Annotated in this window: 20 protein-coding genes and 1 riboswitch; of the genes, 11 read left to right on the top strand and 9 right to left on the bottom strand. The window is 64.7% G+C overall.

Annotated features, from left to right (window positions below):
• Positions 1–23 precede the first annotated feature (23 nt).
• Entirely contained in the window at positions 24–176 is a 153-nt protein-coding gene (locus tag DH10_RS05260) for a hypothetical protein (protein WP_485020587.1), read from the top strand.
• A 90-nt stretch (positions 177–266) separates the two neighbouring features.
• On the opposite strand, the gene DH10_RS05255 is transcribed toward DH10_RS05260, so the two are convergent.
• The 4 genes from DH10_RS05255 to DH10_RS05240 form a co-directional block, all read right to left on the bottom strand.
• Entirely contained in the window at positions 267–3,416 is a 3,150-nt protein-coding gene (locus DH10_RS05255) for an efflux RND transporter permease subunit (protein WP_192254648.1), read from the bottom strand.
• A 309-nt stretch (positions 3,417–3,725) separates the two neighbouring features.
• A complete protein-coding gene (locus DH10_RS05250) occupies positions 3,726–4,892 on the bottom strand; it encodes an efflux RND transporter periplasmic adaptor subunit (protein WP_192254646.1) in 1,167 nt (388 codons plus the stop codon).
• 53 nt (positions 4,893–4,945) lie between these two features.
• Positions 4,946–5,551, bottom strand: a complete 606-nt coding sequence (locus tag DH10_RS05245; RefSeq protein WP_192254644.1) for a TetR/AcrR family transcriptional regulator — start codon at positions 5,549–5,551, stop codon at positions 4,946–4,948.
• Between the two features lie 356 nt (positions 5,552–5,907).
• The gene (locus DH10_RS05240; protein ID WP_192254642.1) at positions 5,908–7,548 is read right to left on the bottom strand and encodes an acyl-CoA synthetase; all 1,641 of its coding nucleotides are present in this window, start codon (positions 7,546–7,548) and stop codon (positions 5,908–5,910) included.
• Positions 7,549–7,751: 203 nt separating this feature from the next.
• Here DH10_RS05240 and DH10_RS05235 point away from each other — a divergent pair, with 203 nt between their 5' ends.
• The 4 genes from DH10_RS05235 (at position 7,752) to DH10_RS05220 (ending at position 12,776) form a co-directional block, all read left to right on the top strand.
• Complete coding sequence (locus DH10_RS05235) at positions 7,752–8,717, top strand: sugar-binding transcriptional regulator (RefSeq protein ID WP_192254640.1); 966 nt, start codon at positions 7,752–7,754, stop codon at positions 8,715–8,717.
• An 82-nt stretch (positions 8,718–8,799) separates the two neighbouring features.
• Entirely contained in the window at positions 8,800–10,854 is a 2,055-nt protein-coding gene (locus DH10_RS05230) for a bifunctional aldolase/short-chain dehydrogenase (RefSeq protein WP_192254638.1), read from the top strand.
• Positions 10,855–11,060: 206 nt separating this feature from the next.
• Positions 11,061–11,675 carry a hypothetical protein gene (locus DH10_RS05225; RefSeq protein ID WP_192254636.1) on the top strand — a complete coding sequence of 205 codons (615 nt, stop codon included), beginning with the start codon at positions 11,061–11,063 and terminating at the stop codon, positions 11,673–11,675.
• Between the two features lie 30 nt (positions 11,676–11,705).
• A complete protein-coding gene (locus DH10_RS05220; RefSeq protein ID WP_210325249.1) occupies positions 11,706–12,776 on the top strand; it encodes a D-alanine--D-alanine ligase family protein in 1,071 nt (356 codons plus the stop codon).
• A 63-nt stretch (positions 12,777–12,839) separates the two neighbouring features.
• Here DH10_RS05220 and DH10_RS05215 read toward each other — a convergent pair whose 3' ends face one another.
• The 3 genes from DH10_RS05215 to DH10_RS05205 form a co-directional block, all read right to left on the bottom strand.
• A complete protein-coding gene (locus DH10_RS05215) occupies positions 12,840–13,892 on the bottom strand; it encodes a substrate-binding domain-containing protein (protein WP_192254634.1) in 1,053 nt (350 codons plus the stop codon).
• A gap of 43 nt (positions 13,893–13,935) precedes the next feature.
• Entirely contained in the window at positions 13,936–14,931 is a 996-nt protein-coding gene (locus DH10_RS05210; protein ID WP_192254632.1) for an ABC transporter permease, read from the bottom strand.
• Positions 14,932–15,009: 78 nt separating this feature from the next.
• On the bottom strand, positions 15,010–16,521 hold the full coding sequence (locus DH10_RS05205; protein ID WP_192254630.1) for a sugar ABC transporter ATP-binding protein: 1,512 nt from the start codon (positions 16,519–16,521) through the stop codon (positions 15,010–15,012).
• 137 nt (positions 16,522–16,658) lie between these two features.
• Between DH10_RS05205 and mtnK the strand changes: the two genes are divergently transcribed.
• The 6 genes from mtnK (at position 16,659) to DH10_RS05175 (ending at position 22,225) form a co-directional block, all read left to right on the top strand.
• Entirely contained in the window at positions 16,659–17,927 is a 1,269-nt protein-coding gene (gene mtnK, locus DH10_RS05200) for an S-methyl-5-thioribose kinase (protein WP_192254628.1), read from the top strand.
• Positions 17,924–19,018: an S-methyl-5-thioribose-1-phosphate isomerase gene (gene mtnA / locus DH10_RS05195; RefSeq protein WP_192254626.1), complete on the top strand. Its 1,095-nt coding sequence runs from the start codon at positions 17,924–17,926 to the stop codon at positions 19,016–19,018. Before mtnK ends, mtnA begins: the two co-directional genes overlap by 4 nt.
• 104 nt (positions 19,019–19,122) lie before the next feature.
• A riboswitch (FMN riboswitch) is annotated at positions 19,123–19,267 on the top strand.
• A gap of 76 nt (positions 19,268–19,343) precedes the next feature.
• Positions 19,344–19,811 (top strand): 6,7-dimethyl-8-ribityllumazine synthase, encoded by a 468-nt coding sequence (locus DH10_RS05190; protein ID WP_192254624.1) that lies wholly within the window; start codon positions 19,344–19,346, stop codon positions 19,809–19,811.
• A gap of 160 nt (positions 19,812–19,971) precedes the next feature.
• Entirely contained in the window at positions 19,972–21,036 is a 1,065-nt protein-coding gene (gene fba / locus DH10_RS05185) for a class II fructose-bisphosphate aldolase (protein ID WP_059185845.1), read from the top strand.
• A 200-nt stretch (positions 21,037–21,236) separates the two neighbouring features.
• Complete coding sequence (locus DH10_RS05180) at positions 21,237–21,395, top strand: peptide ABC transporter permease (protein ID WP_192254623.1); 159 nt, start codon at positions 21,237–21,239, stop codon at positions 21,393–21,395.
• 104 nt (positions 21,396–21,499) lie between these two features.
• On the top strand, positions 21,500–22,225 hold the full coding sequence (locus DH10_RS05175) for an MgtC/SapB family protein (protein ID WP_192254621.1): 726 nt from the start codon (positions 21,500–21,502) through the stop codon (positions 22,223–22,225).
• Between the two features lie 48 nt (positions 22,226–22,273).
• On the opposite strand, the gene DH10_RS36665 is transcribed toward DH10_RS05175, so the two are convergent.
• Both DH10_RS36665 and DH10_RS36660 read right to left on the bottom strand, forming a co-directional pair.
• Positions 22,274–22,921 (bottom strand): MGH1-like glycoside hydrolase domain-containing protein, encoded by a 648-nt coding sequence (locus DH10_RS36665; RefSeq protein WP_246811492.1) that lies wholly within the window; start codon positions 22,919–22,921, stop codon positions 22,274–22,276.
• The gene (locus DH10_RS36660; RefSeq protein ID WP_246811491.1) at positions 22,894–23,550 is read right to left on the bottom strand and encodes an MGH1-like glycoside hydrolase domain-containing protein; all 657 of its coding nucleotides are present in this window, start codon (positions 23,548–23,550) and stop codon (positions 22,894–22,896) included. Before DH10_RS36660 ends, DH10_RS36665 begins: the two co-directional genes overlap by 28 nt.
• Between the last annotated feature and the right edge of the window lie 13 nt (positions 23,551–23,563).

Raw genomic sequence — 23,563 nt, 5'->3', positions numbered from 1 at the left:
ACGGCCGTCGATGGACCACAAGCGTGACGCTGTGGCGCGGCAAGGACCGGAAAGACGGCCAGGTCGTGTTCAACCTCCTGGTGTTCGCGACCTTCGCCGAGAGCCTCTGGCACACGATGCGCGATGCGGCCGCTGAATTCGGCGTCGCGATCGCGTATTCTGGAGAGCTCGGCTGACGGCCGGTCAGCCGACTTTCGCACGCCCCTCAACGCAGATCATCCGCCACCGGCTTTCGCCGATGGCGGATGATCCGAGGTTGCCACCTTTTATTCCGCAGCCAGCGCCAGCTGCGGCCTTTCGATGCCTTCGATCTGCTCCGGCTCCGGCGCCTGCTCGTCGGTCTTGGCTTTCTTCGGCTCGCGGCCGAAGAACAGGGCGTAGCCCGCCGGCAGCACCAGGATGGTGAGCACGGTGGCGACGAGGATGCCGCCCATCATGGCGTAGGCCAGCGGTCCCCAGAAGACGGCGCGTGAGATCGGGATCAGCGCCAGCACGGCGGTCAGCGCCGTCAGCATGATCGGGCGGAAGCGGCGGACGGCCGCGCCGACGATCGCCTCCGATCGCTCCATGCCCGCCGCGATGTCCTGGTCGATCTGGTCGACGAGGATGATCGAGTTGCGCATGATGATACCGAGCAGCGCGATGACGCCGAGGATGGCGACGAAGCCGAACGGCGCGCCGCTGATCAGAAGTGCTGCCGCGGCGCCGATGATGCCAAGCGGACCGGTGGCCAGCACCAGCATCGACTTGCCGAAATGCTGCAGCTGGACCATCAGCAATATGACGATGATGGCGAGCATGATCGGCGCTTTGGCCGCGATCGAGGCCTGGCTTTCGGCCGAATCCTCCGCGCCGCCCTGGATCTCGATCTTGTAGCCGGGCGCGAGACCGTCGCGCAGTCCCTTCATGTCGTTGTACATCCTGGTGACGACGTCGTTCGACTGCACGCCGTCCGGCAGCGTGGCGCGCACACTGATGGTCGGCAGGCGGTCGCGCCGCCATTCGACGCCCTGCTCCATGACGGGCACGACCTTGGCCACTTGCGACAGCGGCACCGAGCCGCCGAAGTCCGTCGGGATATAGACAGAGTCGACCGAGGACAGCAGGCGGCGGCTCGCCTCCGGCTCGCGGGCGACGATAGACACCGTCTCCTCGCCATCGCGGAAATCGTCGAGCGGCGCGCCGGACATGGTGGCCTGCAGCATCTGGCGGATGCGCTGCGAGGTGACGCCGAGTGCACGGGCGCGATCCTGGTCGATCACCAGCTTCATTGCCGGCACCGGCTCCAGCCAGTCGTCATGCACGGCGCCGAGCAGCGGGTTCGCCTGGAACCTCGCCTTCACCTCGTCGGCGATGCGGCGCACTTCCTGGCGGTCCGGACCCATGACGCGCATCTGCACCGGCCAGCCGGTCGGCGGTCCGAGGAACAGCCGATCGACCTTGCCGCGGATCGAGGGGAAGTCCTTGGCAAGGATCGAGCGCAGCTTGACGATCAGCCGCTCGCGCGCCGGCTCGTCCTTGGCCATGACCAGGAGCTGGGCAAAGTTCGGATTCCTGAGCTGCTGGTCGAGCGGCAGGAAGAAGCGCGGCGCGCCTTCGCCAATGTAAGTGGCGATGAAGCGCTTGTCCTGGTCGTCCATCATCCTGGCTTCCAGCGCCTTGGCCTGGCTCTCGACCTCCTTGATGCTGGTGCCCTCGGGCAGCCAGAGATCAACGAGGATTTCCGGACGCGACGACTGCGGGAAGAAGTTCTGCGGAATGAACTGGAAGGCCCACAGGCTGGTGCCGAAGGTGACCAGCGTCATCACCAGCACGATGATGCGGTGGCGCACGGCCCAGGTGACCGTCGAGCGCAGCCGCCGGTAGAAGCGCGTATCGAAGACGTCGTGATGGGTGCCGGCGTGCTTGCGCTGCTTCAGGATCATGTAGCCCAGCCACGGCGTGAAATAGACCGCCACGAACCACGACACGACCAGCGCGATGCCGACGACATAGAACAGCGTGCGCACATATTCGCCGGCGGTGGAGGCCGCAAAGCCGACCGGGATGAAGCCGGCGGTGGTGATCAGCGTGCCGGTGAGCATCGGGAAGGCGGTCGAGGAATAGGCAAAGCTTGCCGCCTCGATCTTGACCAGCCCCTCCTCCAGCTTTCGCTCCATCATCTCGACGACGATCATGGCGTCATCGACCAAAAGGCCGAGAGCGATGATCAGCGCGCCGAGCGAGATGCGCTGCAGGTCGATGCCGATTTCGTACATGATGGCGAAGGTGGCGGCCAAAACCAGCGGAATGGCGATCGCGATCACCAGGCCCGAGCGCCAGCCGATCGACAGGAACGAGACGACCAGCACGATCAGCAGCGCTTCGCCGAGCGCCTCCATGAACTCGTTCACCGCGTCCTTGACCACCTCGGGCTGATCGGAGATCTGGTCGACCGCAACGCCGTAAGGCAGCCCTTCCTCGAAGCGCTTGTAGGTCGCCTCGACATCCTTGCCGACGTCCCTGACGTTGAAGCCCTTGGCCATGACGACGCCGACCTGGACGCTCTCGTGGCCGTTGAAGCGGTACTTGCGCTGATACGGATCCTCGAGACCCGAGGTGACGGTGGCGATGTCGCCGAGGCGCGTCACCTGGTTGCCGGCGCGCAGCCTCAGCTCGCGGATGTCGGCGGCCCTGGTGACGTCGCCCTCGACAGAGATGCGCACAGAGCGCAGGCCGGTGTCGACCGAGCCCGCCGGATCGACGGCGTTCTGCCCTTTGACGGCGTTCTGCAGGTCGAGGATGGTCAGGCCGCGCTCGGCGAGCGCCTTGGAGGAGACGTCGATATAGATCTTCTCGGGCTGGTCGCCGATGATGACGGCCTTCTCGACGCCGGGCGTCGTCAACAACATGTCGCGCGCCTGGATGGCGAATTTCTTCAGCTCCGGATAGGTGAAGCCGTCGCCGCTGATCGAATGCAGCGTGATGAAGGTGTCGCCGAACTCGTCGTTGAAATAGGGGCCGAGCAGGCCCTGTGGCAGTTCATTGGCGATATCGCCGACCTTCTTGCGCACCTGGTAGAAGGCGTCTTTCACCTGCTCGGCATTGGTGTCGCCCTTGACCTGCAAGGTGATGATGGCGCTGCCGGCGCGGGTGTAGGAGCGGACGAAATCGAGATGCGGCGTTTCCTGCAGCTTGCGCTCGATCTTGTTGACCACCTGGTCTTCCATGTCCTGGATCGAGGCGCCCGGCCAGACAGCCTGCACCACCATGACGCGGAAAGTGAAGTCGGGGTCTTCCTTCTGGCCCATGCGCATCAGGCCGAGCGCGCCGGCCAGGATGATCAGGCCGAACAGGAAGCGCGCGATGCTCGGATGCCCGATCGCCCAGCGCGAGAGATTGAAAGGCCGCTTTTCAGTGCTGCTGTCCGTGGTCATGGCGCAAGTCCAGTCCAATTGGCCGGCAAGGCACGCTTGCCATTACTCATGAATTGCTCGGTGGCTTCCGGGCGGCGAGCACCTCAAGCGGAGAGAGACTCGCAATCGCGCTGGACGCGGCCGTGGTGCGGGGGATACCAACAGCCGGCGTCTCGTCGATCAGGCGCGTTCGCCGCCCGGAACCCATGCCCTCCCCGGCTCGCGGCTCGCGCAGCGAGGACGGGAAAGGCGTTCTTTCGCCTGGCTTCAAGTCTTAGTTTGATGCATGTCGTTCCCCCAAAACCGCTTCGCACTTTTGGGCGACAAGCATCAGCGCAGGCTGCTAGTGGTAGCGACGTTGTCCTCCGCCGAAGCGGATTGCTGGGCGATGTCGCCGGAAAGCTTGACCTTCAGGTTCTCGGTCATGAATTGCGTGCCGGCGGCAACCACCACGTCGCCCTGCTTCAGGCCATCGGCAACGGCGACACCGTCGGCGGTGAAGTTCGCCACCTTGATCGGGCGCGGATGCACCGTGTCGGAGGAGCGGTCGACCGTCCAGACGATGTGCTTGCCGTCCTTCTCGGTCATAGCGGTCAGCGGGATCGACACCAGTTGCGCCTTGCTGCCGACTGTCGCCTCGACATTGGCGGTCATACCGAGCAACACGCGCGGATCGTTGGGGAGCGAGACCCGGACCGCGAAAGTGCGCGACTGCGGATCGGCGCTGCCGGCGACCTCGCGGACCTTGCCGTCCAGGGTGAGCGCGTCGTCGGACCAGAAGCTCGCCTTGACGTCCTTGCCCGGGCGGAAGCCGGCGATGTCCATTTCGGGCACCGCGATCAGCACTTCCTTCTCGCCGTCGACGGCAACCGTCATCACCGGCGTACCGGCGCCGACCACCTGGCCGATATCGGCCGAGATGGCGGTGACGATGCCGGCCTTGCTGGCCTTGAGATCGGTGTAGTGGACCTGGTTCTGCGCCTGGGCCAGCGTCGAACGGGCGGCATCGCGCGTCGCCACCGCCTGATCATAGCTCAGCGCCGCCTGATCGAGCTGCGACTTCGGCGCGAAGTTCTTGGCATAAAGCTGCTCGGCGCGCTTCCTGGTGAGATCGACGGTCTCGACCTGGCGCTCGGCGGCGTCGAGGCTCGCCTCGGCGCTCTTCACCGACAGCTCGTAGTCGGACGGGTCGACGCGTGCGAGCACGTCGCCCTCGTTCACGTGCTGGCCGATGTCGACAAGACGCTCGGTAACCTTGCCGGCGATGCGGAAGCCGAGATTCATCTCGGTGCGGGCGCGCACCGAGCCGGAATAATCGAGCTGGCGGGTGGTCTGCGCCTCGCCGATCTCGACGACCTTCACCGGCCGAACGACTTCCTGGACGACCGCTGCCTTTTCCTGGCTGCAGCCGGCAAGGCCGAGCGCCGCGACAATGATGCCGACGCCTGGGAGGCCGGCGGCCGGCAGCCTGCGGAGGATGGAACTGGACAAAGACACCTTAGCACTCCCGAACTGGAGATGAATGTCGACCGGCACCCGGCGGGCGGCGGCTATTTCAAGGCTCTGATTGCGTAGTCGATGAGGTCGTCGGGCATCGCCCTGTTGGTTTTGGCAAGGCACTGCGCGACCATCTGCGGATGGCACAGGATGACGGTCGAGGCGCCGAAGCAGCGCGAGGCGATGACCGGATCCTGCTTCCTGAACTCGCCGGCCTCTATGCCCTCGCGGATCACGTCCGCCAGCAGGTCGTGGATGCGGTCGACATGCTTGTCGATGACGCCCCAGTCGCGCTCGAGCGCGACGATGACCATCTCATGCACCTTCTGGTCGTCGAGCATGACCTCCAGCGTCATCTTGTACTGCGCCTGCACGTAGCGGCGCAGCCGCTCCTCGGCGCTGATCGGCAGGCGCGAAATCTCGTAAGCCATCGCGTAGCTGGCGCCGAGCATACGACCGCAGACGGCCTGGTGGATTTCGACCTTGGAGGCAAAGAAGCGGTAGATGTTGGCCGGCGACATGCCGAGCTCACGGGCGATGTCGGCAACGTTGGTTTTGCCGTAGCCGTAGTGCCGGAACAGGCGCTCGGCGCAGTCGAGAATGCGCGTCACATTCTCCTGTCTGGCGGGGTCGGCCACTATGTTGGCGGCTTCTGACATGGCGCTTTCGTTTTACGAGTGACGAATTTCAACTTTCGTCACTCGTAAATCGAAAGGAGCGAAGAGTCAACGCGAAATCGATGTACGCGTACAAAATGGTGACAGATGGTGACATTGAGCAGGTGGTGAAGGAGGCAGGAGGGCAACTTTCCGGCGCTGCGTTCCGTCCACTCCCCTCTGACCTGCCGGCCATCTCCCCGCAGGGGGAGATTGGCAGCTTCGTTGGCGGCGCTTTAACCTGCAACGTTGGGCGATTAGCGAAAGCAGGGGCGACATCCGATCTCCCCCCTTGCGGGGGAGATGTCCGGCAGGACAGAGGGGGTGGCCGGGAACTCGACCTAGCCAACTTGAAAGAGCTACACCCCCTTCGCCATCTCCCGCAGCCGGAACTTCTGGATCTTCCCCGTCGAGGTCTTCGGAATCTCGGCGAAGACCACAGCCTTCGGCACCTTGAAGCGAGCAAGCAACCCGCGGCAATGCTCGATGATCTCCGCCTCTGTCGCGGTCTTGCCCGGCTTCAATTCGACATAGGCGACCGGCACCTCGCCCCATTTCTCGTCGGCACGGGCGACGACGCCGCAGGAGGCGACGGAAGGATGCTTGTAGAGCGCGTCCTCGACCTCGATGGACGAAATGTTCTCGCCGCCCGAGATGATGATGTCCTTGGAACGGTCCTTGAGCTGGATGTAGCCGTCGGGATGCATGACGCCGAGATCGCCGGAGTGGAACCAGCCGCCGGCAAAGGCTTCGTCGGTTGCCTTGCGGTTCTTCAGATAGCCCTTCATGACAATGTTGCCGCGGAACATGACCTCGCCGATCGTCTCGCCGTCGGCCGGCGTTTCCGTCATCGTCTCGGGAATCATCACCGTCAGCCCCTCGAGCGCGGCATAGCGCACGCCCTGGCGCGCCTTCTTCGCCGTCCTCGGACCCTTTTCCAGCGCATCCCACTCATTGTGCCATTCGTTGACGACGGCCGGCCCGTAGGTCTCGGTCAGGCCGTAGAGATGGGTGACGGCGAAGCCGGCATCGGCCATGCCGGAAAGCACCGCCTCCGGCGGCGGCGCGGCGGCCGTGTTGAAGGTGACGGTCTGCGGGAACTGGCGCTTGTCCTCGTCCTTCGCGTTTATCAGCACCGACATGACGATCGGCGCGCCGCAGAGATGGGTGACGCCGTGGTCGGCAATCGCGTCATACATCGGCTTGGCCCGCACCCAGCGCAGGCAGACATGGGTGCCGGCCTGCACGGCGAGCGTCCAGGGGAAGCACCAGCCGTTGCAGTGGAACATCGGCAGCGTCCAGAGATAGACCGCATGCTTGGCCATGCCGGCATGGATGGTGTTGGTGTAGGCCATCAGCGCAGCACCCCGATGGTGGTAGACGACGCCCTTCGGATTGCCGGTGGTGCCTGAGGTGTAGTTGAGCGAGATGGCGTCCCACTCATCATCGGGCATAGACCAGGCAAAGGCCTCGTCGCCGCCGGCGACGAAGTCCTCATAGTCGAGCGTTCCGATCCGCTCGCCCTTCGGATAGGGAGCATCACCCGAGTAGTCCGGATCGTCATAATCGATGACCAATGGCTTGGCCTTGGCCAATGCCAGCGCTTCCCTGACGACACCGGAGAACTCGCGGTCGACGATCAGCACTTTGGTGTCGGCATGGTCGAGCTGGAAGGCGATGACGGCGGCGTCGAGACGGGTATTCAGCGAATGCAGCACCGCTTTGGTCATCGGCACGCCGAAATGCGCTTCCAGCATCGGGGGCGTGTTGGACAGCATCACCGTCACCGTGTCGCCCTTGCCGATGCCGCGCCGCGACAGCGCCGAGGCTAGCTTCAGCGAGCGTCGCCAGAAATCGCGATAGGAGATGCGCTGGCTGCCATGGATGATGGCGACGTGGTCGGGATAGGTCTTGGCCGCACGCTCCAGATAGGTGAGCGGCGTCAACGGCTGGTGGTTGGCGGCGTTCCTGTCGAGGTCCTGTTCGTAGGGATTGGCCATCCCATCCTCCCCAAAAGTCTTTTCGTGCTTTCTAACCACTGGTCAGCCATCATGCCATCCCCCCGAACGATCGGGAAATGCTATGATATGAGCGCCCGGTAGAATGGCTGTCTCGATCCGGCCGCGCCGGAAGGCGATTGCACCCAACCACCCAGATTTGACTTTTGTCGAGAGCCGTGACTAATGTCAGCCGAGGAGGCGGCATGGCGATCAGACCGGCAGAACAGCTCATCCATAAGGCCGCCTGGCTTTACTATGCGCATGGCCTTCGCCAGGACGAAGTGGCGAACCAGCTCAAGATTTCGCGCGCATCGGTCGCCATGTATCTGCGCAAGGCGCGCGAGACCGGCATCGTCAACATCTCGACGTCGACGCAGCTTTTCACCGACGACGTCATGGCGCGCCAGCTGGAGGATGCCTTCAAGCTCGACGCCGTCTGGATCGCGCCGGAAAACGCCTATGTGGCCGACGCCTCGACCGACATCGCGGTGCTGGCGGCAAGCGTCTTTCTGGAACTGGTGAAGAAGGGCGACCGCATCGGCGTCGCCTGGGGCCGCACCGTCTACACCATCGCCGACATCATGTCCTATGCCGACCTGCAGGACGTAACCGTGGTGCAGCTGTGCGGCAATCTCGGCGCGCCCTATTCCTACCGGCCCGACCAGTGCACGATGGAGATCGCCCGGCGGCTGAACGCCAAGGGCCTGAATTTCTACGCGCCCCTGGTGCTGTCGACGGAAGGGCTGGCACAAGGCTTGCGCGCCGAACCGGTGATCCGCGACCAGCTTGCCGGCATCGGGGACTGCGATCTCGCGCTCTATTCCGTCGGCGCGGTCGACGCCGACAGCCATCTGGTGAAATGCGGCGCGCTGTCGCCGGCTGAAATGTCGGCACTGCGTGGGCAAGGTGCGGCCGGCGTGATTGCCGGGCAGGTCATCGACGCCGATGGCGAGGTGCTCGACTGCGACTACAACCGACGCGTCATTTCCGCCGAACTCGCCTCGCTGCGCGCCATCGGGAAGCGGCTGATGGTGGTGCAGGAGGACAGCAAGTTCGAGCCGCTGCTGGCGGCAATCGCCGGCGGGCTGTGCACGCATTTGGTGATCGGCGCGCATATGGCCGGGCGTCTTCTCGATCACGCGGGCGCGGCCAGCAAAAAGGCCTCCTAAAAATTATCCTCGCCGCCTCTGTCATCAAGACGTCGCGGCTTCCTGTTCATGAGCAGCAAAAGACGAAATCGGACGGAACGACATGAAGAACCTTTGGAACGACGCCGACGCGGAAAAGATGGTGGCCGACTACGCGAAGAAGGGCGTCGGCCGCGACCTTGCGCTGCGCGTCTACACGACCCGCCTGCTCGGCAGCGAGCCGCGGCTGGTGCTGCATGGCGGCGGCAACACCTCCTGCAAGGCCAGGGCCACCGATCTGGTCGGCGACGAATGGGACGTGCTCTGCGTCAAGGGCAGCGGCTGGGATATGGCCGTCATCGAGCCGCAAGGCCTGCCGGCGGTGAAAATGGGCGCGCTGCTCAAGGCGCGCGCGCTGGACACGCTCTCGGACGAGGACATGGTGGCGCTGCAGCGCTCCAACCTCATCGACCCCGCCTCCCCCAACCCGTCGGTCGAAACCCTGCTGCATGCCTTCTTGCCGCACAAATTCGTCGACCACACGCATTCGACCGCAATTCTCGCGATCGTCGACCAGGAGGACAGCAAGGCGCTGGTGGCAAAGGTGTTCGGCAGCAAAATGGGCTATGTGCCCTATATCAAGCCCGGCTTCGACCTCGCCAAGGCCGCGGCGGACGTTTTTGACGCCGACCCGAGCTTCGAAGGCCTGATCCTCGACAAGCACGGCATCTTCACCTTCGGCGACGACGCCAGGCAGGCCTATGACCGGATGATCCACTATGTGAACGTCGCCGAGGACTATGTTGCCAGGAACGGCAAGCCGCAGGCGGCCAAGGCAGCGCTGCCGGCGAAGCTCGCCAGGCCGGCGGATATCGCGCCGACGCTGCGCGGCGCCGTCGCGGTGGCGCGCGGCGAAGGCCGCTTCGACCGCATGATCAGCGACTTCCGCACCTCGGACGCGATCGTCGATTTCATCAATTCGGCAAAGATCGCCGACCTGGCCGGCCAAGGCGTCTCGACGCCGGACCTGTCGATCCGCATCAAGACCGGGCCGATGGCTGTGCCGGCGCCCGATGCCGACAAGCTCGGCGACTACAAGGCCGTCATCCGCGGCCATGTCGAAGCCTTCGCCAAGGATTACCGCGCCTATTTCGAGACCAACGACGCGCTGGACAACGTCAAGCGCACCATGCTCGACCCGATGCCGCGGCTGACGCTGGTGCCCGGCCTCGGCATGTTCGGCCATGGCCGCACGCTGAAGGATGCAAAGATCGCTTCCGATGTCGGCGAGATGTGGATCGAGGCGGTGCGCGGCGCGGAAGCCATCGGCAGTTTCCAGCCGCTGTCCAAAGCAGATCTCTTCCCGCTCGAATACTGGTCGCTGGAGCAGGCAAAGCTCGCCTCGAACAAGCCGAAGCCGCTGACCGGCCAGGTGGTGCTGATCACCGGCGGCGCCGGCGCGATCGGCGCCGCGACGGCGAAGCTCTTCGCGGCCAATGGCGCGCATGCGGTCATCGTCGACCTCGACCCGGCCAAAGCCGCCGAGGCGGCGAAGGCAGCCGGCAACAACTCGATCGGCGTCGGCGCCGACATCACCAATCCGGCCGAGATGCGCGCCGCCTTCGACAAGGCAGTCGCCGTCTATGGCGGCGTCGACATCCTGGTCTCGAATGCCGGCGCCGCCTGGGAAGGCCGGATCGGCGAACTCGACGATGCCCTTCTGCGCAAAAGTTTCGAGCTCAACTTCTTCGCACACCAATCGGCGGCGCAGAACGCGGTGCGCATCATGCTCGAGCAGGGCACGGGCGGGGTGCTGCTGTTCAACACCTCCAAGCAGGCGGTCAATCCCGGACCGAAATTCGGCGCCTACGGCCTGCCCAAGGCGGCGACGCTCTTCCTGTCCAGGCAATACGCTCTCGACTACGGCGCGCAGGGCATCCGCTCCAACGCGGTCAACGCCGACCGCATCCGCTCCGGCCTTCTGACCGACGCCATGATCGCCAGCCGTTCCGGGGCGCGCGGCGTCTCGGAAAAGGAATACATGTCCGGCAACCTGCTCGGACAGGAAGTGACGGCCGACGACGTGGCGCAGGCCTTCCTGCACCAGGCGCTCGCCGAACGCACCACGGCGGACGTGACGACGGTGGACGGCGGCAACATCGCTGCGGCGCTGCGCTGACGAAGCAAGGGCATCCCGGAGCGGTTCGTCGTTTGATGAAAACGACGAACCGCTCGATCTCGTCTTGACGCAGTTCCGGACGGTTTCACACTTCTGCTGGAAAACTGCTCTAACTGGTCAAAATCCGCTCAAATCCTTCGCTTATTGCTCGAACAGCTTTAAGGGTGCCTTGCGCCTCGTATGCGAGATGCAAGGCTGGAGCCGGTATGCAATCCAGGGAAGTGCCTTATTTCAGCCAGTGGGAATCGCCCAGCATGACTTTGCCGCTCTTGGCGGAGGGACCATCGGTTCTGCATCGCGATCCGTTATGGCGCAATTCCGGCGCCGAGACGGTCGAGGACTATGCGCGCTGGGCCGTCAATGTCTGCGGCATGGCCTGCCTGAAAATGATCCTTGCCGCGCGTGGTGAAATCCATCCGACGCTCGAACTCGCCCGCGCATGCACCGCTTATGGCGGCTATGTCGTCAATGAAGGAGACGGTTCGATCAAGGGGCTGATCTACGAGCCCTTCGTCAGGTTCGTCCGCGAACGTTTCGGCCTCCCCGCCGAGACGATGACGAATGTCGATATGACGATGGTGCCCGGGCTTCTTTCCGGGTGGCGCTATTTCATCGCCTCCGTGCATCCCGGGATTCGTTGGCCCGAGCGCGAGCCGCCATCGAAGGGCGGGCATCTGGTGCTGGTGACGGCAGCCTCGCCCGGGGAAATCCGCTTCCACAACCCGTCCGGCCACGACCGGCAGAGCCAGGCGGACGTCACGCTGCCGCTGGCCAGTTTCGACCGCTTTTTTGCCCGGCGCGGCATCGCGGTCGGTTTCTAATCCTCCAACTTGACCATTCCGGAGATATCGATGGCCGAGAAAAGACTGCGTATTGGCGTGCTCTTCGGCGGACGCTCCGCCGAGCATGAGGTTTCGTTGCTTTCGGCGACCAATGTCATGCTCGCGCTTGATCCCGCGAAATACGATGCCGTTCCGATCTTCGTCACCCGCCAGGGGCAATGGCTGCTGAGCAGCTTCCAGGACGGCGCTTTGACGACACCTTCAAACGGCATGGAGATCTGTCTGGTGCCCGGCGGGCATGGACGAATGCTCGCAGTTCCGGTCGATGGACCGCCACACGAACTGCCCGGCATCGACATCCTGTTCCCCGTCCTGCACGGGCTGCATGGCGAGGATGGCGCCGCGCAGGGCCTGGCGGAAGTGGCGCGCGTGCCGCTTGCAGGCTGCAGCATCCTCGGTTCGGCCACAGCGCTCGACAAGGATATCGCCAAGCGCCTGCTGAAGGCGGCCGGGCTGCCCGTTGCACGGTCCATCACGATCCTGCCCGAGGCGGTGCCCGCCTTCGCGGAGATCGAGCAGGCGCTAGGGCTTCCGGTCTTCATCAAGCCGGCCCGCCAGGGCTCCTCCGTCGGCGTCAGCAAGGTCTCCGACGAAAAGGGTTACGAGACAGCGCTCGCCGAAGGGTTCAGGCACGACGGCAAGCTTCTGGCGGAGGAATTCATTCGCGGCCGCGAGATCGAATGCAGCGTGCTGGAGGACACGGAAGGAGGCCTCTTCGCGTCCCGCCCCGGCGAGATCGTGCCGGCCGAAAGCCACGGCTTCTACAGCTACGACGCCAAATACATCGACAAGGATGGAGCGGCACTTAAGGTGCCCGCCGAACTGCCCGAGAAGATCGAAGGCGATATCCGCGAGACGGCGGCGAAGGCGTTTCGCGCGCTCGGCTGCGACGGAATGGCCCGCGTCGACTTCTTCGTCAGGCCGGACATGACGTTCCTGATCAACGAGCTCAACACCATTCCAGGCTTCACCGACATCAGCATGTACGCCAAGGCGATGGCGGCGAGCGGCGTCAGCTATCCGGAGGTCATCGACCGGCTGGTGGCGCATGGCCTCGCCCGCGCCGCCCGATCGGCCTGAGCGACCGACGCAACAAAAAGAGCGGCCCGAGAGCCGCTCTTTCCTTTGGCGGATGGCCGAACGCTACTTGGCGTTCGGGTTCGGCATCCAGGCGGGCATGGCGACATCGGCATGGGCGAACTGCGGCAGCTTGGCCGACAGGTCCTCCATGTTCTTGATGTCCTTGTCGACGAGCTCCTTCTGGGTGATCAGCGTCGGCGGCACGATGACGTTGTGGCCGGGATCCTCGCCGGCGAGCAGCTGCGCCAGCGCGCGCACCGATACCTGGCCGACGACGGCCGGATTGGTGGCGGCGGTCGCCGCCCAGGCGCTGTCCGCCTCGCGCATCGCGGCGATGTCGGAGGTCGAGATGTCGGCCGAATAGATCTTGATCCCCTTGTTGAGGCCCGCCTCGTCGACGGCGATCTTCACGCCCTTGGCGAACTCGTCATAGGGCGCGAACATGACCTTGATGTCGGGATGCGCCTGCAGCACCGAGCGCGCCTGGTTGGCGACCGAGTTGGCGATCGGATTGTCGAGCGTGCCGAACTGCGCGACCTCGCTGATGCCCGAAAATTTCTTCTTCACGTCGACCCAGGTCTCGTTGCGGCGGTCGAGCGGCGCGATGCCGGCGACATAGACATAGCCGGCCTTCCAGCTCTCGCCATTGTCCTTGACCGCCTGCTCGAGGGCGAGGCGGGCGAGGTCTCGGTCGGACTGCTCGATCTGCGGGATCTTCGGGTTCTCGACATTGACGTCGAAGGCGACGACCTTGATGCCGGCGTCGACCGCGCGCTGGGCGGCGTCCTTCATCGATTCCGTCAGGCCGTGCTGGATGATGATGCCTTGCACGCCGAGCGCGATGGCCTGGTCGACCATGTCGGCCTGGAGGGCCGCGTCCTGGCGGCTGTCCAGCACCCGCAAATCGACGCCAAGCGCCTTGGCCTGCGCCTCGACGCCGGAGAGATAGGCCTGGAAGAAGTCACCTGTCGAAAGGTACCGAACCAGCGCGATCTTGACGCCCGGCTTGTCGAATGGCGCCGGACGGTCAGCTGCCAATGCCGACCCCTGCATCAGCAGCGCCGCGCCCGCGAGGCCGAGTGCGGCCTTCCCCAAAAGTCTTCTTGTGATGCTCACGTCGTTGTCCTCCGTTGTGTTCTCATCAATGCCCCGGTCGAAACTATCTCTTGCCCCTGCCGGAAAGGGCGAAGGTGAAGACAAGGGCGACGACGAGAACCGCGCCCTTGACGAAATCCTGCGTGTAGTAAGGGGCGTTCATCATCGTCAGGCCTTGCAGCAGGACGCCGACGAACACCGCGCCGACGGCGGTGCCGAAGGCGTTGGGCTTGGCGGCGCCGAGCACCGCGTAGCCGATGAGCGCCGCCGCTACTGCGTCGAGCAAGAGATTATTACCCGAGGCGATGTCGCCGCGTCCAAGCCGGGCGGCGAGCAAAATCCCGCCGATCGAGGCAAAAACTCCTGAAATGACGTAGGCCCAGATTTTGTATGCCTTGACAGGCGCACCGGCGAGTTCTGCGGCGCGTTCGTTGCTGCCGACGGCATACATCATGCGGCCGAAGCGGGTGTATTCGAGGAAGAACCAGATCAGCACGGCGAGCACGACCAGCACCACCACCGAGACCGGGATCAGGCTCGGGATGAAGAAGTCGATGCGGTGGCGGCCGAGCGCCAGGAAGGCCTCGCTGAACTTGCCGTTGGCGACCGAGCCGTCGGGCATGGTCATGCCGGTGGCGATCGAACGGCCCTCGGTCGGGATGCGCTGCAGGCCGAGCAGCAGGAACATCATGCCGAGCGTCGCCAGAAGATCGGGCACGCGCATATAGACGATCAGCCAGCCATTGATCAGGCCGACGACGACGCCGATGACCAGGCAGGCGATGACGGCGACGATGGCGTTCTGCTCCAGCACGACCATGGCATAGGACGCCGCCATCATGGCGCTGGTGGCGACCGAGCCGATCGAAAGGTCGAAGCCGCCGACGACGAGCGTTGCTGTGACGCCGAGCGCCAGCACGCCGGTGATGGCCACCGACTGGAAGATGAAGACCGCGCTTTGCGGCGAGACGAACCCGTCGGCGGCGACCGCGAAATAGGCGATCAGCCCGACCAGAAGGACGATGAAGCCATAGCGGATGGCATGGTCACGCAATGTCATCGAACGCTCCCGCGCTGTCGCCCTCTCCGCCAAACTGGAACTCATGCCTGCACTCCAAGTCTCGTCATCCGTGCGATCTCACGCCGCGCTGTGCAGCGGCCCGCCGGCCACTTCAGCCAGCAGCCGATCGAGATCGATGTCATCGTTCCTGTGCTCGCCGACGATCGTCTGCTCCGACATCACCAGGATGCGGTCGGCGGTCTCCAGCGCCTCGTCGATTTCGGTGACGAAGAGCAGTGTGGCGCGGCCGTCGGCACTTGCCCTCAGCTTGGCTGCGATGTCGCGCCTTGCCGAGATATCGACGCCCTGGAACGGCTCGTCGAGGATGAACAGGCGCGAGGCCTGCGACATCCAGCGCGCCACCATCACCTTCTGCTGGTTGCCGCCTGAGAGCGCCGACAGCTCATCTTTCTCGGAGCGGCAGACGATGCCGAACTCGTCGATCTGGCGGCGCGCGGCAGCGCGCTCGACACGCTTCTTCATGACGCCGAAGCCGGACATGCGCTTGAGGAACGGCAGGCTGATGTTGCGCTCGATGTTGAAGCCGCCAACGATGCCGCTCATCGCGCGGTCCTTGGCAACGAGGAAGACGCCGGCAGCGATCGCCTCGCGCGCCGATCCTGGCGCATAGGGCCGGCCGTCCATATGCATGGTGCCGGCCAGCGGCCTGCGCACGCCGAACAGCGTCTCGGCCAGCGCCGTCTTGCCGACGCCGACAAGACCGGTGACCGCCACCACCTCGCCGGCGCCGAGCGTCATCGAGATCGGCTTGGCGCCCTGCGCCAGTTGCAGGCTTTCGGCGGTGAAGACCACGCGCGCCGAGTTTCTGGCGACGACCCGGTCGAGATGGATCTTGCGGCCGAGCATGGCGTTGACGGCGCCCTCATAGTCGAGCGGCTTCCGGTCGAAGGTGCCGGAAATGATGCCGTCGCGCATGGAGACGATGCGGTCGGCAAGCCGCCTGATGTCGGACATGCGGTGCGAGATATAGAGGATGGCGACGCCCTGCCCGCGCAGCCGGTCGATCAGCGAAAACAGCCGGTCGGCCTCGGCGCTCGACAGCGACGAGGTCGGCTCGTCCAGGATCAGCACTTTCGGCTGGTGCGCCATGGCGCGGGCGATCGCCACCATCTGCCGGTCGGCGAGCGAGAGGTCGGCGACACGCGCCCTGAGGTCGATGGCAAGCCCCATACGATCGGCGACGGCCCAGGCTTCGGCGCGGACGTTGGCAGGCTTGAACAGCAACGATGCGCCCTTGCCGCTCAGCCGGTCCAGCGTCAGGTTGGTGGCGACATCGAGATCGGCCACCACGCCGTCATTGATGTTCTGGTGCACGGTGACGACGCCGGCGCGGATGGCTTCCGCCGGCGTGCTGGGATCGAAAGCCTGGCCGGCTAGCCGCATCGTGCCGGCACCGCGCTCGTAGACACCGCTGACGATCTTGACCAAGGTGGATTTGCCGGCGCCGTTGGCGCCCATCAGCACGGTGACCTCGCCCGCAAACAGATCGAGCGAGATGCCGCCAAGCACCTCGTTCTGGCCGAAGGATTTCCTCAGGCCTTCCACACGGAACACGGCATCTGCGCCCATTCGTTCCTCCCTGGTTCGTGACGCTATGGGCTCACTCGGCAATTGTCAACACGATTGACAATTGCCAGAGCGCTCCCTAGCTTGGCCACGCCGCCGTGGCTCCGCTATCGTTGGAGACCACACGCAGGAGGGTGAGGATGACCGGGAAGTTCGAAGCATTGTCGGTGGAGACGCTGCCGAAGCGCCTTGGCGAGACCACGGCGCTGAGCGAGCGTATCGGCAAGGACGCCAGCCGCTGGAAAGTCCGCGAGGTCGGCGACGGCAATTTGAACCTTGTCTTCATCGTCGAGGGCGACAAGGGCGCCGCGGTCGTCAAGCAGGCACTGCCTTATGTGCGGCTGGTCGGCGACAGCTGGCCGCTGCCGTTGAAGCGCTCGTTCTTCGAATATCACGCGCTGACCAGGCAAGAGCGCCGAGCGCCCGGCTCGGTGCCGGCGATCTATCATTTCGACGAGACCCAAGCGCTTATCGTCATGGAGTATCTGGCGCCGCCGCACATCATCCTGCGGCGCGCGCTGATCGACGGCCGCGAGCTGCCGAAGATCGCGCGCGACATCGGCCTGTTCATGGCCCGCACGCTGTTCCGCGGCTCGGACCTGTCGATGGTGACCAGAGAGCGCAAGGCTGATCTTGCTCTGTTTGCCGACAATGTCGAGCTCTGCGACATCACCGAGAACCTGGTGTTCTCCGACCCCTATTTCGACGCCGAAATGAACCGGCACACCAGCCCGCAGCTCGACGGCCTGGTGGCCGAATTGCGCGCCGACCGCGACCTAAAGGTCGAGGCGCAGCGGCTGAAGCACCTCTTCGCCGCCAATGCCGAGACGCTGCTGCATGGCGACCTGCATTCCGGCTCGATCATGGTGACCGACAGCGAGACCCGGATGATCGATCCGGAGTTCGCCTTCTACGGCCCGATCGCCTTCGACGTCGGAATGCTGCTTGCCAATTTCTGGATGGCCTTCTTCTCGCAGCGCGGCCACGAGGAGAAAGGCAGCCGGGACTCGATGCGTGCCTACCTGCTCAAGGTCACGGCCGAGACCTGGGCCGTCTTCCGCGCCGAGTTCTCGCATCTGTGGCGGACCGAACGCACCGGCATGCTCTACCAGAAGAGCCTGTTCGAGAATCAGGACGATCGGCTCGGCGCCGAACAGGCGCTCGACCACATGCTCTCCGGCATCTGGACCGACCTGCTCGGCTTCGCCGGCATCGAGGTGCACCGGCGCATCCTCGGCCTCGCCCACAATGCCGATTTCGAGACCATTGCCGATGCCGACCTGCGCGCCAGATGTGAGGCCAAGGCGTTGCGCTTCGGCAGGCATATCGCCGTCAACCGGCGTCAGATCCACGGTATCGACGAGGTCAACACCCTGGCCGCGCTGATCGAACAGGAGAATAGAATTTGAACGTCGGCGAACGCCACTACCGCACCATCTGGCTAAGTGACGACAAGCGTTCGGTCGAGATCATCGACCAGCGCTGGCTGCCGCACGAGTTCCGCGTCGAGAGGATCGGAACCGTCGCCGGCATCGCCACCGCGATCCGCGACATGTGGGTGCGCGGCGCGCCGTTGATCGGCGTCACCGCCGCCTATGGCGTCGCCATCCAGATGACCGACGATGCGTCGGACGAAGCGCTCGATGCGGTGTGGGAGACGCTGCACAAGACGCGGCCGACGGCGATCAACCTGCGCTGGGCGCTGGACGAGATGCGGCGGTTTCTTAAGCCACTCGCGCCGGGAGAGCGCGCCGAGGCGGCTTACCGGCGCGCCGCCGAGATTGCCGACGAGGATGTGGGGCTCAACCGCGCCATCGGCGAGAACGGGCTTGCCATCATCAGGCAAATCGCGGCGAAGAAGAAGCCGGGCGAGACCGTCAACATCCTCACCCATTGCAACGCCGGATGGCTGGCGACCGTCGACTACGGCACCGCCACGGCACCGATCTACCTGGCGACCGAGGCGGGCATTCCGGTCCATGTCTATGTCGACGAGACCAGGCCGCGCAACCAGGGCGCCCAGCTGACGGCCTGGGAGATGGCCGGCCACGGCGTGCCGCACACGCTGATCGTCGACAATGCCGGCGGCCACCTGATGCAGCACGGCGACATCGACATGGTGATCGTCGGCACAGACCGCACGACCGCCAATGGCGACGTCTGCAACAAGATCGGCACCTATCTCAAGGCGCTTGCCGCAGCCGACAATGACGTGCCCTTCTACGTCGCGCTCCCCTCGCCCACCATCGACTGGACCGTCGCCGACGGGCTTGCCGAGATCCCGATCGAGGAACGCTCCGGCGACGAGGTCTCACTGGTCTGGGGCAAGACGGCAGACGGCAAGGTCGCCCAGGTGCGCGTCTCGCCCGACGCGACGCCGGCGGCGAACCCGGCCTTCGACGTGACGCCAGCGCGGCTGGTCACCGGCCTGATCACCGAGCGCGGTGTGGCCAGGGCCTCGCGCGAGGGGCTGAAGGCGATGTTTCCCGAGCGGGGCTGACCCATTTCAGGCCGCAAGGCAGATCGGACGGATTATTGTTCCAGAGCCGCAGGCAAGCACGCTTGCTGTTGACAGCGCGCCGCCCGCTTCCCATACCTCCACCGTTAAGTTCTCAGGGCGGGGTGAAAGTCCCCACCGGCGGTAAGGGTCTCGACCCGAGCCCGCGAGCGCCTCCCGGAAACGGGAGGGTCAGCAGATCCGGTGTGATTCCGGAGCCGACGGTTACAGTCCGGATGGAAGAGAACGTACGCAAGGCGGCTCGCTCGCGGGGGCCGGATTTTGCGTCGTGCGTCCTGATTCTGGTTCGAAACGGAAGGAAGGACCCATGAATCAGCATTTCCCCAAAGACAAAGAAACCCGCCGTGTTGCCGTCATCCGGGCGCGTTGGCACGCCGATATCGTCGACCAGTGCGTGACGACCTTCGAGGCGGAACTTGCCGCGCTCGGCGGCTTCGCCGTCGAGACCTTCGATGTGCCGGGCGCCTATGAGATCCCGCTGCATGCCAAGACGCTCGCCGAAACCGGCCGCTATGCCGCCATCCTCGGCACCGCCTTCGTCGTCAATGGCGGCATTTACCGGCACGACTTCGTCGCAAGCGCCGTAATCGACGGCATGATGAATGTGCAGCTCGCGACCGGTGTGCCGGTGCTCTCGGCCGTACTGACGCCGCACAACTACCATGAGAGCGCCGAGCACCACCGCTTCTTCCACGAGCACTTTCGGGTGAAGGGCAAGGAGGCGGCGAAGGCCTGCGTCGAGATCCTTGCCGCGCGCGAGCGGATCGCTGCTTAGGCTCAACAGGGCCGGATTTCAGCCCTGCAACAAGAATTGCGGCCGAAAAGGCTGCAAAAGGTTGCGGTAACTGCGAAATCCGGCCAGAAGCAACGGGCCGCCCGACGCTGGGCGGCCCTTTTTTGAACACGGCTCGAAACCAGATACGGGAGACTATTGGGTGGCTCGCATCACACTGAGACAATTGCTCGACCATGCCGCCGAACACGGCTATGGCGTGCCTGCCTTCAACATGAACAATATGGAACAGGGCCTCGCCATCATGGAGGCGGCCGAGGAGACCAAGTCGCCGGTCATCCTGCAGGCGAGCCGCGGCGCGCGCGCCTATGCCAATGACGTGGTGCTGGCCAAGCTGATCGACGCGCTGGTCGAAATCCACCCCGACATCCCGGTCTGCATGCATCTCGACCACGGCAACAATGAAGCGACTTGCGTCACCGCGATCCAGTACGGCTTCACCTCGGTGATGATGGACGGCTCGCTGAAGGAGGACGGCAAATCGCCGGCAGACTACGCCTATAATTCCGGCATCACCCGGCGCGTCGTCGACATGGCGCATTGGGGCGGCGTCTCGGTGGAGGGCGAGATCGGCGTGCTCGGCTCGCTGGAAAGTGGCGGCGGCGAGCAGGAAGACGGACATGGCGTCGAAGGCGCGATCAGCCACGATCAGTTGCTCACCGACCCGGTGCAGGCCGAGCAGTTCGTGCGCGACACTCATGTCGATGCGCTGGCCGTCGCCATGGGAACCAGCCACGGCGCCTACAAGTTCTCGCGCAAGCCGGACGGCGCAGTGCTGGCGATGAACGTGATCGAGGAGATCCACCGCCGCCTGCCCAACATGCATCTCGTCATGCACGGCTCGTCCTCGGTGCCGGAGGAGTTGCAGGAGATCATCAACAAATATGGCGGCCAGATGAAGCCGACCTGGGGCGTGCCGGTGGAAGAGATCCAGCGCGGCATCAAGCACGGCGTGCGCAAGATCAACATCGACACCGACAACCGCATGGCGCTTACCGGCGCGATCCGCAAGGTGCTGACCGAGAACCCGTCGGAGTTCGATCCGCGCAAATATCTGACGCCGGCGATGGCCGCCATGAAGAAGCTCTGCAAGGAGCGCTTCGAGCAGTTCGGCACCGCCGGCAACGCGCCGAAGATCAAGCCGATCCCCTTGTCGGACATGGCCAAGCGCTACAAGTCGGGCAGCCTCGACCCGAAGTTCGGCTAGTTGTTTTGACGCAATTCGGACGGAAAACCGTTTCACACTTTTCCTGGAATTGCTCTAACCCGCCCTGCCCCGCGGCCGGCTGAAAACCCGGTCGCGGGAGCCTACCCGTCCGCCGGCGCGAATCCGGCGGAACCTTCACGCCGGCAAATCGGTTCCTGTCCTGACACCTCCCGTGCCCACCCGCAGGGAAGGAGCAGATCATGAGCGAGGATCGAGACAAGGAACGACCGGTCTTTTCCGGCCGGGACGCCAGGCAGGGCGAGATCATCCTGCACACGCGCGCTCAGCGCATTATCTTCATTGCCGGGCTGGTTGGCGCTGTCGTGCTGGCGCTGGTGCTCAGTCTCGCCATCCGCTGAACCGGGTACAACTGAGCGACGTCGGCCAGGAACCATCCGCAGCGGAGTTTAGTTGAACGTCCAACGCAATCGAGGACAAGGCACCGACCCTGCCCTGACCGAGGATGTTCGAGCCGCTTTGCTGCGACATGCCGCTTCATCCGACCTGGCCGGATCTCGTCTTGCGGCTGTTGCTGACGTTGCTCGCAGGCTTCCTCATCGGCTTGAACCGCGAAGCGCGCGGCCACTCCGCCGGGCTGCGCACGACGATACTGGTCGGCCTGGCGGCCTGCGTCGCCATGGTCCAGGCCAACATGCTGCTCGATGTATCCGGCAAGGGGCCGGACTCCTTCGTGCGCATGGATGTGATGCGCTTCGCGCTCGGCGTGCTCACCGGCGTCGGCTTCATCGGCGGCGGCGCCATCCTGAGGCGCGGCGATCTCGTCACCGGCGTCACCACCGCCGCCACGATGTGGATCATGACGATGATCGGGCTGGCCTTCGGCGGCGGCCAGTTCAGCCTCGGCGCGATTGCGACGGTGCTGACCCTGGTGACGCTGCAGGCTTTGAAATGGGTCGATCTCAAGATCCGGCGCGACCACCACGCCATCATCTCGGTCTCATGGCCGAACGCCTCTCCGCCCGATCTCCTGCAGATGGTGAGCCCGCTCGGCTACGATGCCCGCTTGATCGGTATGGAACACGACACCGGCCGCGACCGCTTCGTGTTCTCCTTCAAGCTCGGATGGAGACAGCCCGATGCAGTCGAGCCCTCCACGGACGTTCTGGCGCTGGTCGGCCGGCACTGCGAGGTCGAGCGGTTCGAGATGATCGACGAGAAGATGTTCTGAACCGTCCCGAATTTCGGTGCCGTGGCCGAGACGCCTCTGGTGGCATGCTTACACCCCGCGCAAGAACTCGATCACCATGGCCGCCGTCCAGGTGAAACGGCCGCCGCCGAGCGGTTCACCGGTCAGGGGATCGTAGTATTCGGCGAAGCCGCTTTCGGTGATCAGGTCGAGACTGGACTGCGTGATGCGCTTGGCAACCTCCGCATGGCCGGCGGCGAGAAGTCCGTCGGCGATCATATAGTTGACGACCAGCCAGACCGGACCGCGCCAGTACCGCTTGGCGTCGAAGCGCGGGTCGTCGGGATCGTGCGAGGGCACGATGTGCCGGGCCTTGCCGGCGAGGCGCTCGACCCTTGCGGCGATCGCCGCGGCACGAGCCTTCGGGATTGACGCGAAGGCCGGCAGGATGCCGCCGACTGAGGCGCTGTCGACTAGCTCTCCGGTGATGCGGTCAAGGCAGAGATACTGGCCATGCGCCTCGCTCCACAGCCGCTCCATCGCCGCCAGGCCTTTTTTGGCGCGGGCGCGATTAGCTTTGGCGATCCCGGTGTCGCCAAGCGTTTCGGCGAGATCGGCAAGGTCGGCCGAAGCGCGGATCAGGATGGCGTTGAAGCCCGGATCGACGATCTGGAATGGCGAGGCGCCATGCAGCCTGGCATTGTCCCATCCTAGCCCGCGAAAATGCTGCCCAGCCATAGATAGCGGTCATATTGCGCCTTGGTCGGTCGGTGCGCCGGGTCGGCGTGCAGGATGTCTCGGCGTGTGTAGGGCTCGACACCTTCGGTCGGCACGCGCTCGAACGCCTCGTCCCAGTCGATCGAATTGTCGCGGCCGGACTCCCAGGGATGGATGATCGCGACAAGGCCTTCGCCCTTCGGATCGCGGTTTTCGTAGAACCAGCGGTGCCAGGCGTCGATCCTGGGCAGCAGCGCGCGCGCCCGCTCCGTGGCAAGCTTCTTGTCGCTTGCCCGATCGAACAGGCGGCGCACGGCAAAGCCGGCGACGGCCGGCTGGGTGATGCCGGAGGTCGCCGTCGGGCGGCCGGTGCGCCAGACCTCAGGTCCAGGAAAATAACCATCGCTCCAGACGTGGAAGACGATGTGCGGCACCATGCCGTCGGGCCATTGATGTGCGAACAAGGTCTCGATCTCGGTCCAGGCACGCACCTCGTCGTAATGGGCGAGGCCAAGCGCGGTCAGGCAGGAATCCCAGTTCCACTGGAAGGGATAGAGACCCTTGGTCGGGATGGTGTAGGCGCCGTGATCGTTCTCCTTCAGCACCTCGACGGCGCGAGCGATGATGTCTTTTGCGGCGGATGCGGTCATGGCGGCTTCAGGT

This window comes from Mesorhizobium silamurunense (assembly GCF_014843825.1).
Taxonomy (GTDB): Bacteria; Pseudomonadota; Alphaproteobacteria; order Rhizobiales; family Rhizobiaceae; genus Mesorhizobium; species Mesorhizobium silamurunense.
Note: the sequence above shows the minus strand (reverse complement) of the source record. Positions and strands in the feature narration are given on the sequence as shown.

What these genes read in the sequence shown, in the direction of transcription:
- DH10_RS05235 (WP_192254640.1), top strand. Translation starts at nt 7,752, where the DNA reads ATGGCGATCAGACCGGCAGAACAGCTCATCCATAAGGCCGCCTGGCTT.
- DH10_RS05210 (WP_192254632.1), bottom strand. Translation starts at nt 14,931, where the DNA reads ATGACATTGCGTGACCATGCCATCCGCTATGGCTTCATCGTCCTTCTG.
- DH10_RS36665 (WP_246811492.1), bottom strand. Translation starts at nt 22,921, where the DNA reads ATGGCTGGGCAGCATTTTCGCGGGCTAGGATGGGACAATGCCAGGCTG.
- DH10_RS05180 (WP_192254623.1), top strand. Translation starts at nt 21,237, where the DNA reads ATGAGCGAGGATCGAGACAAGGAACGACCGGTCTTTTCCGGCCGGGAC.
- DH10_RS36660 (WP_246811491.1), bottom strand. Translation starts at nt 23,550, where the DNA reads ATGACCGCATCCGCCGCAAAAGACATCATCGCTCGCGCCGTCGAGGTG.
- DH10_RS05240 (WP_192254642.1), bottom strand. Translation starts at nt 7,548, where the DNA reads ATGGCCAATCCCTACGAACAGGACCTCGACAGGAACGCCGCCAACCAC.
- DH10_RS05255 (WP_192254648.1), bottom strand. Translation starts at nt 3,416, where the DNA reads ATGACCACGGACAGCAGCACTGAAAAGCGGCCTTTCAATCTCTCGCGC.
- DH10_RS05225 (WP_192254636.1), top strand. Translation starts at nt 11,061, where the DNA reads ATGCAATCCAGGGAAGTGCCTTATTTCAGCCAGTGGGAATCGCCCAGC.
- DH10_RS05190 (WP_192254624.1), top strand. Translation starts at nt 19,344, where the DNA reads ATGAATCAGCATTTCCCCAAAGACAAAGAAACCCGCCGTGTTGCCGTC.
- DH10_RS05230 (WP_192254638.1), top strand. Translation starts at nt 8,800, where the DNA reads ATGAAGAACCTTTGGAACGACGCCGACGCGGAAAAGATGGTGGCCGAC.
- DH10_RS05245 (WP_192254644.1), bottom strand. Translation starts at nt 5,551, where the DNA reads ATGTCAGAAGCCGCCAACATAGTGGCCGACCCCGCCAGACAGGAGAAT.
- DH10_RS05205 (WP_192254630.1), bottom strand. Translation starts at nt 16,521, where the DNA reads ATGGGCGCAGATGCCGTGTTCCGTGTGGAAGGCCTGAGGAAATCCTTC.
- DH10_RS05175 (WP_192254621.1), top strand. Translation starts at nt 21,500, where the DNA reads ATGTTCGAGCCGCTTTGCTGCGACATGCCGCTTCATCCGACCTGGCCG.
- DH10_RS05220 (WP_210325249.1), top strand. Translation starts at nt 11,706, where the DNA reads ATGGCCGAGAAAAGACTGCGTATTGGCGTGCTCTTCGGCGGACGCTCC.
- mtnK (WP_192254628.1), top strand. Translation starts at nt 16,659, where the DNA reads ATGACCGGGAAGTTCGAAGCATTGTCGGTGGAGACGCTGCCGAAGCGC.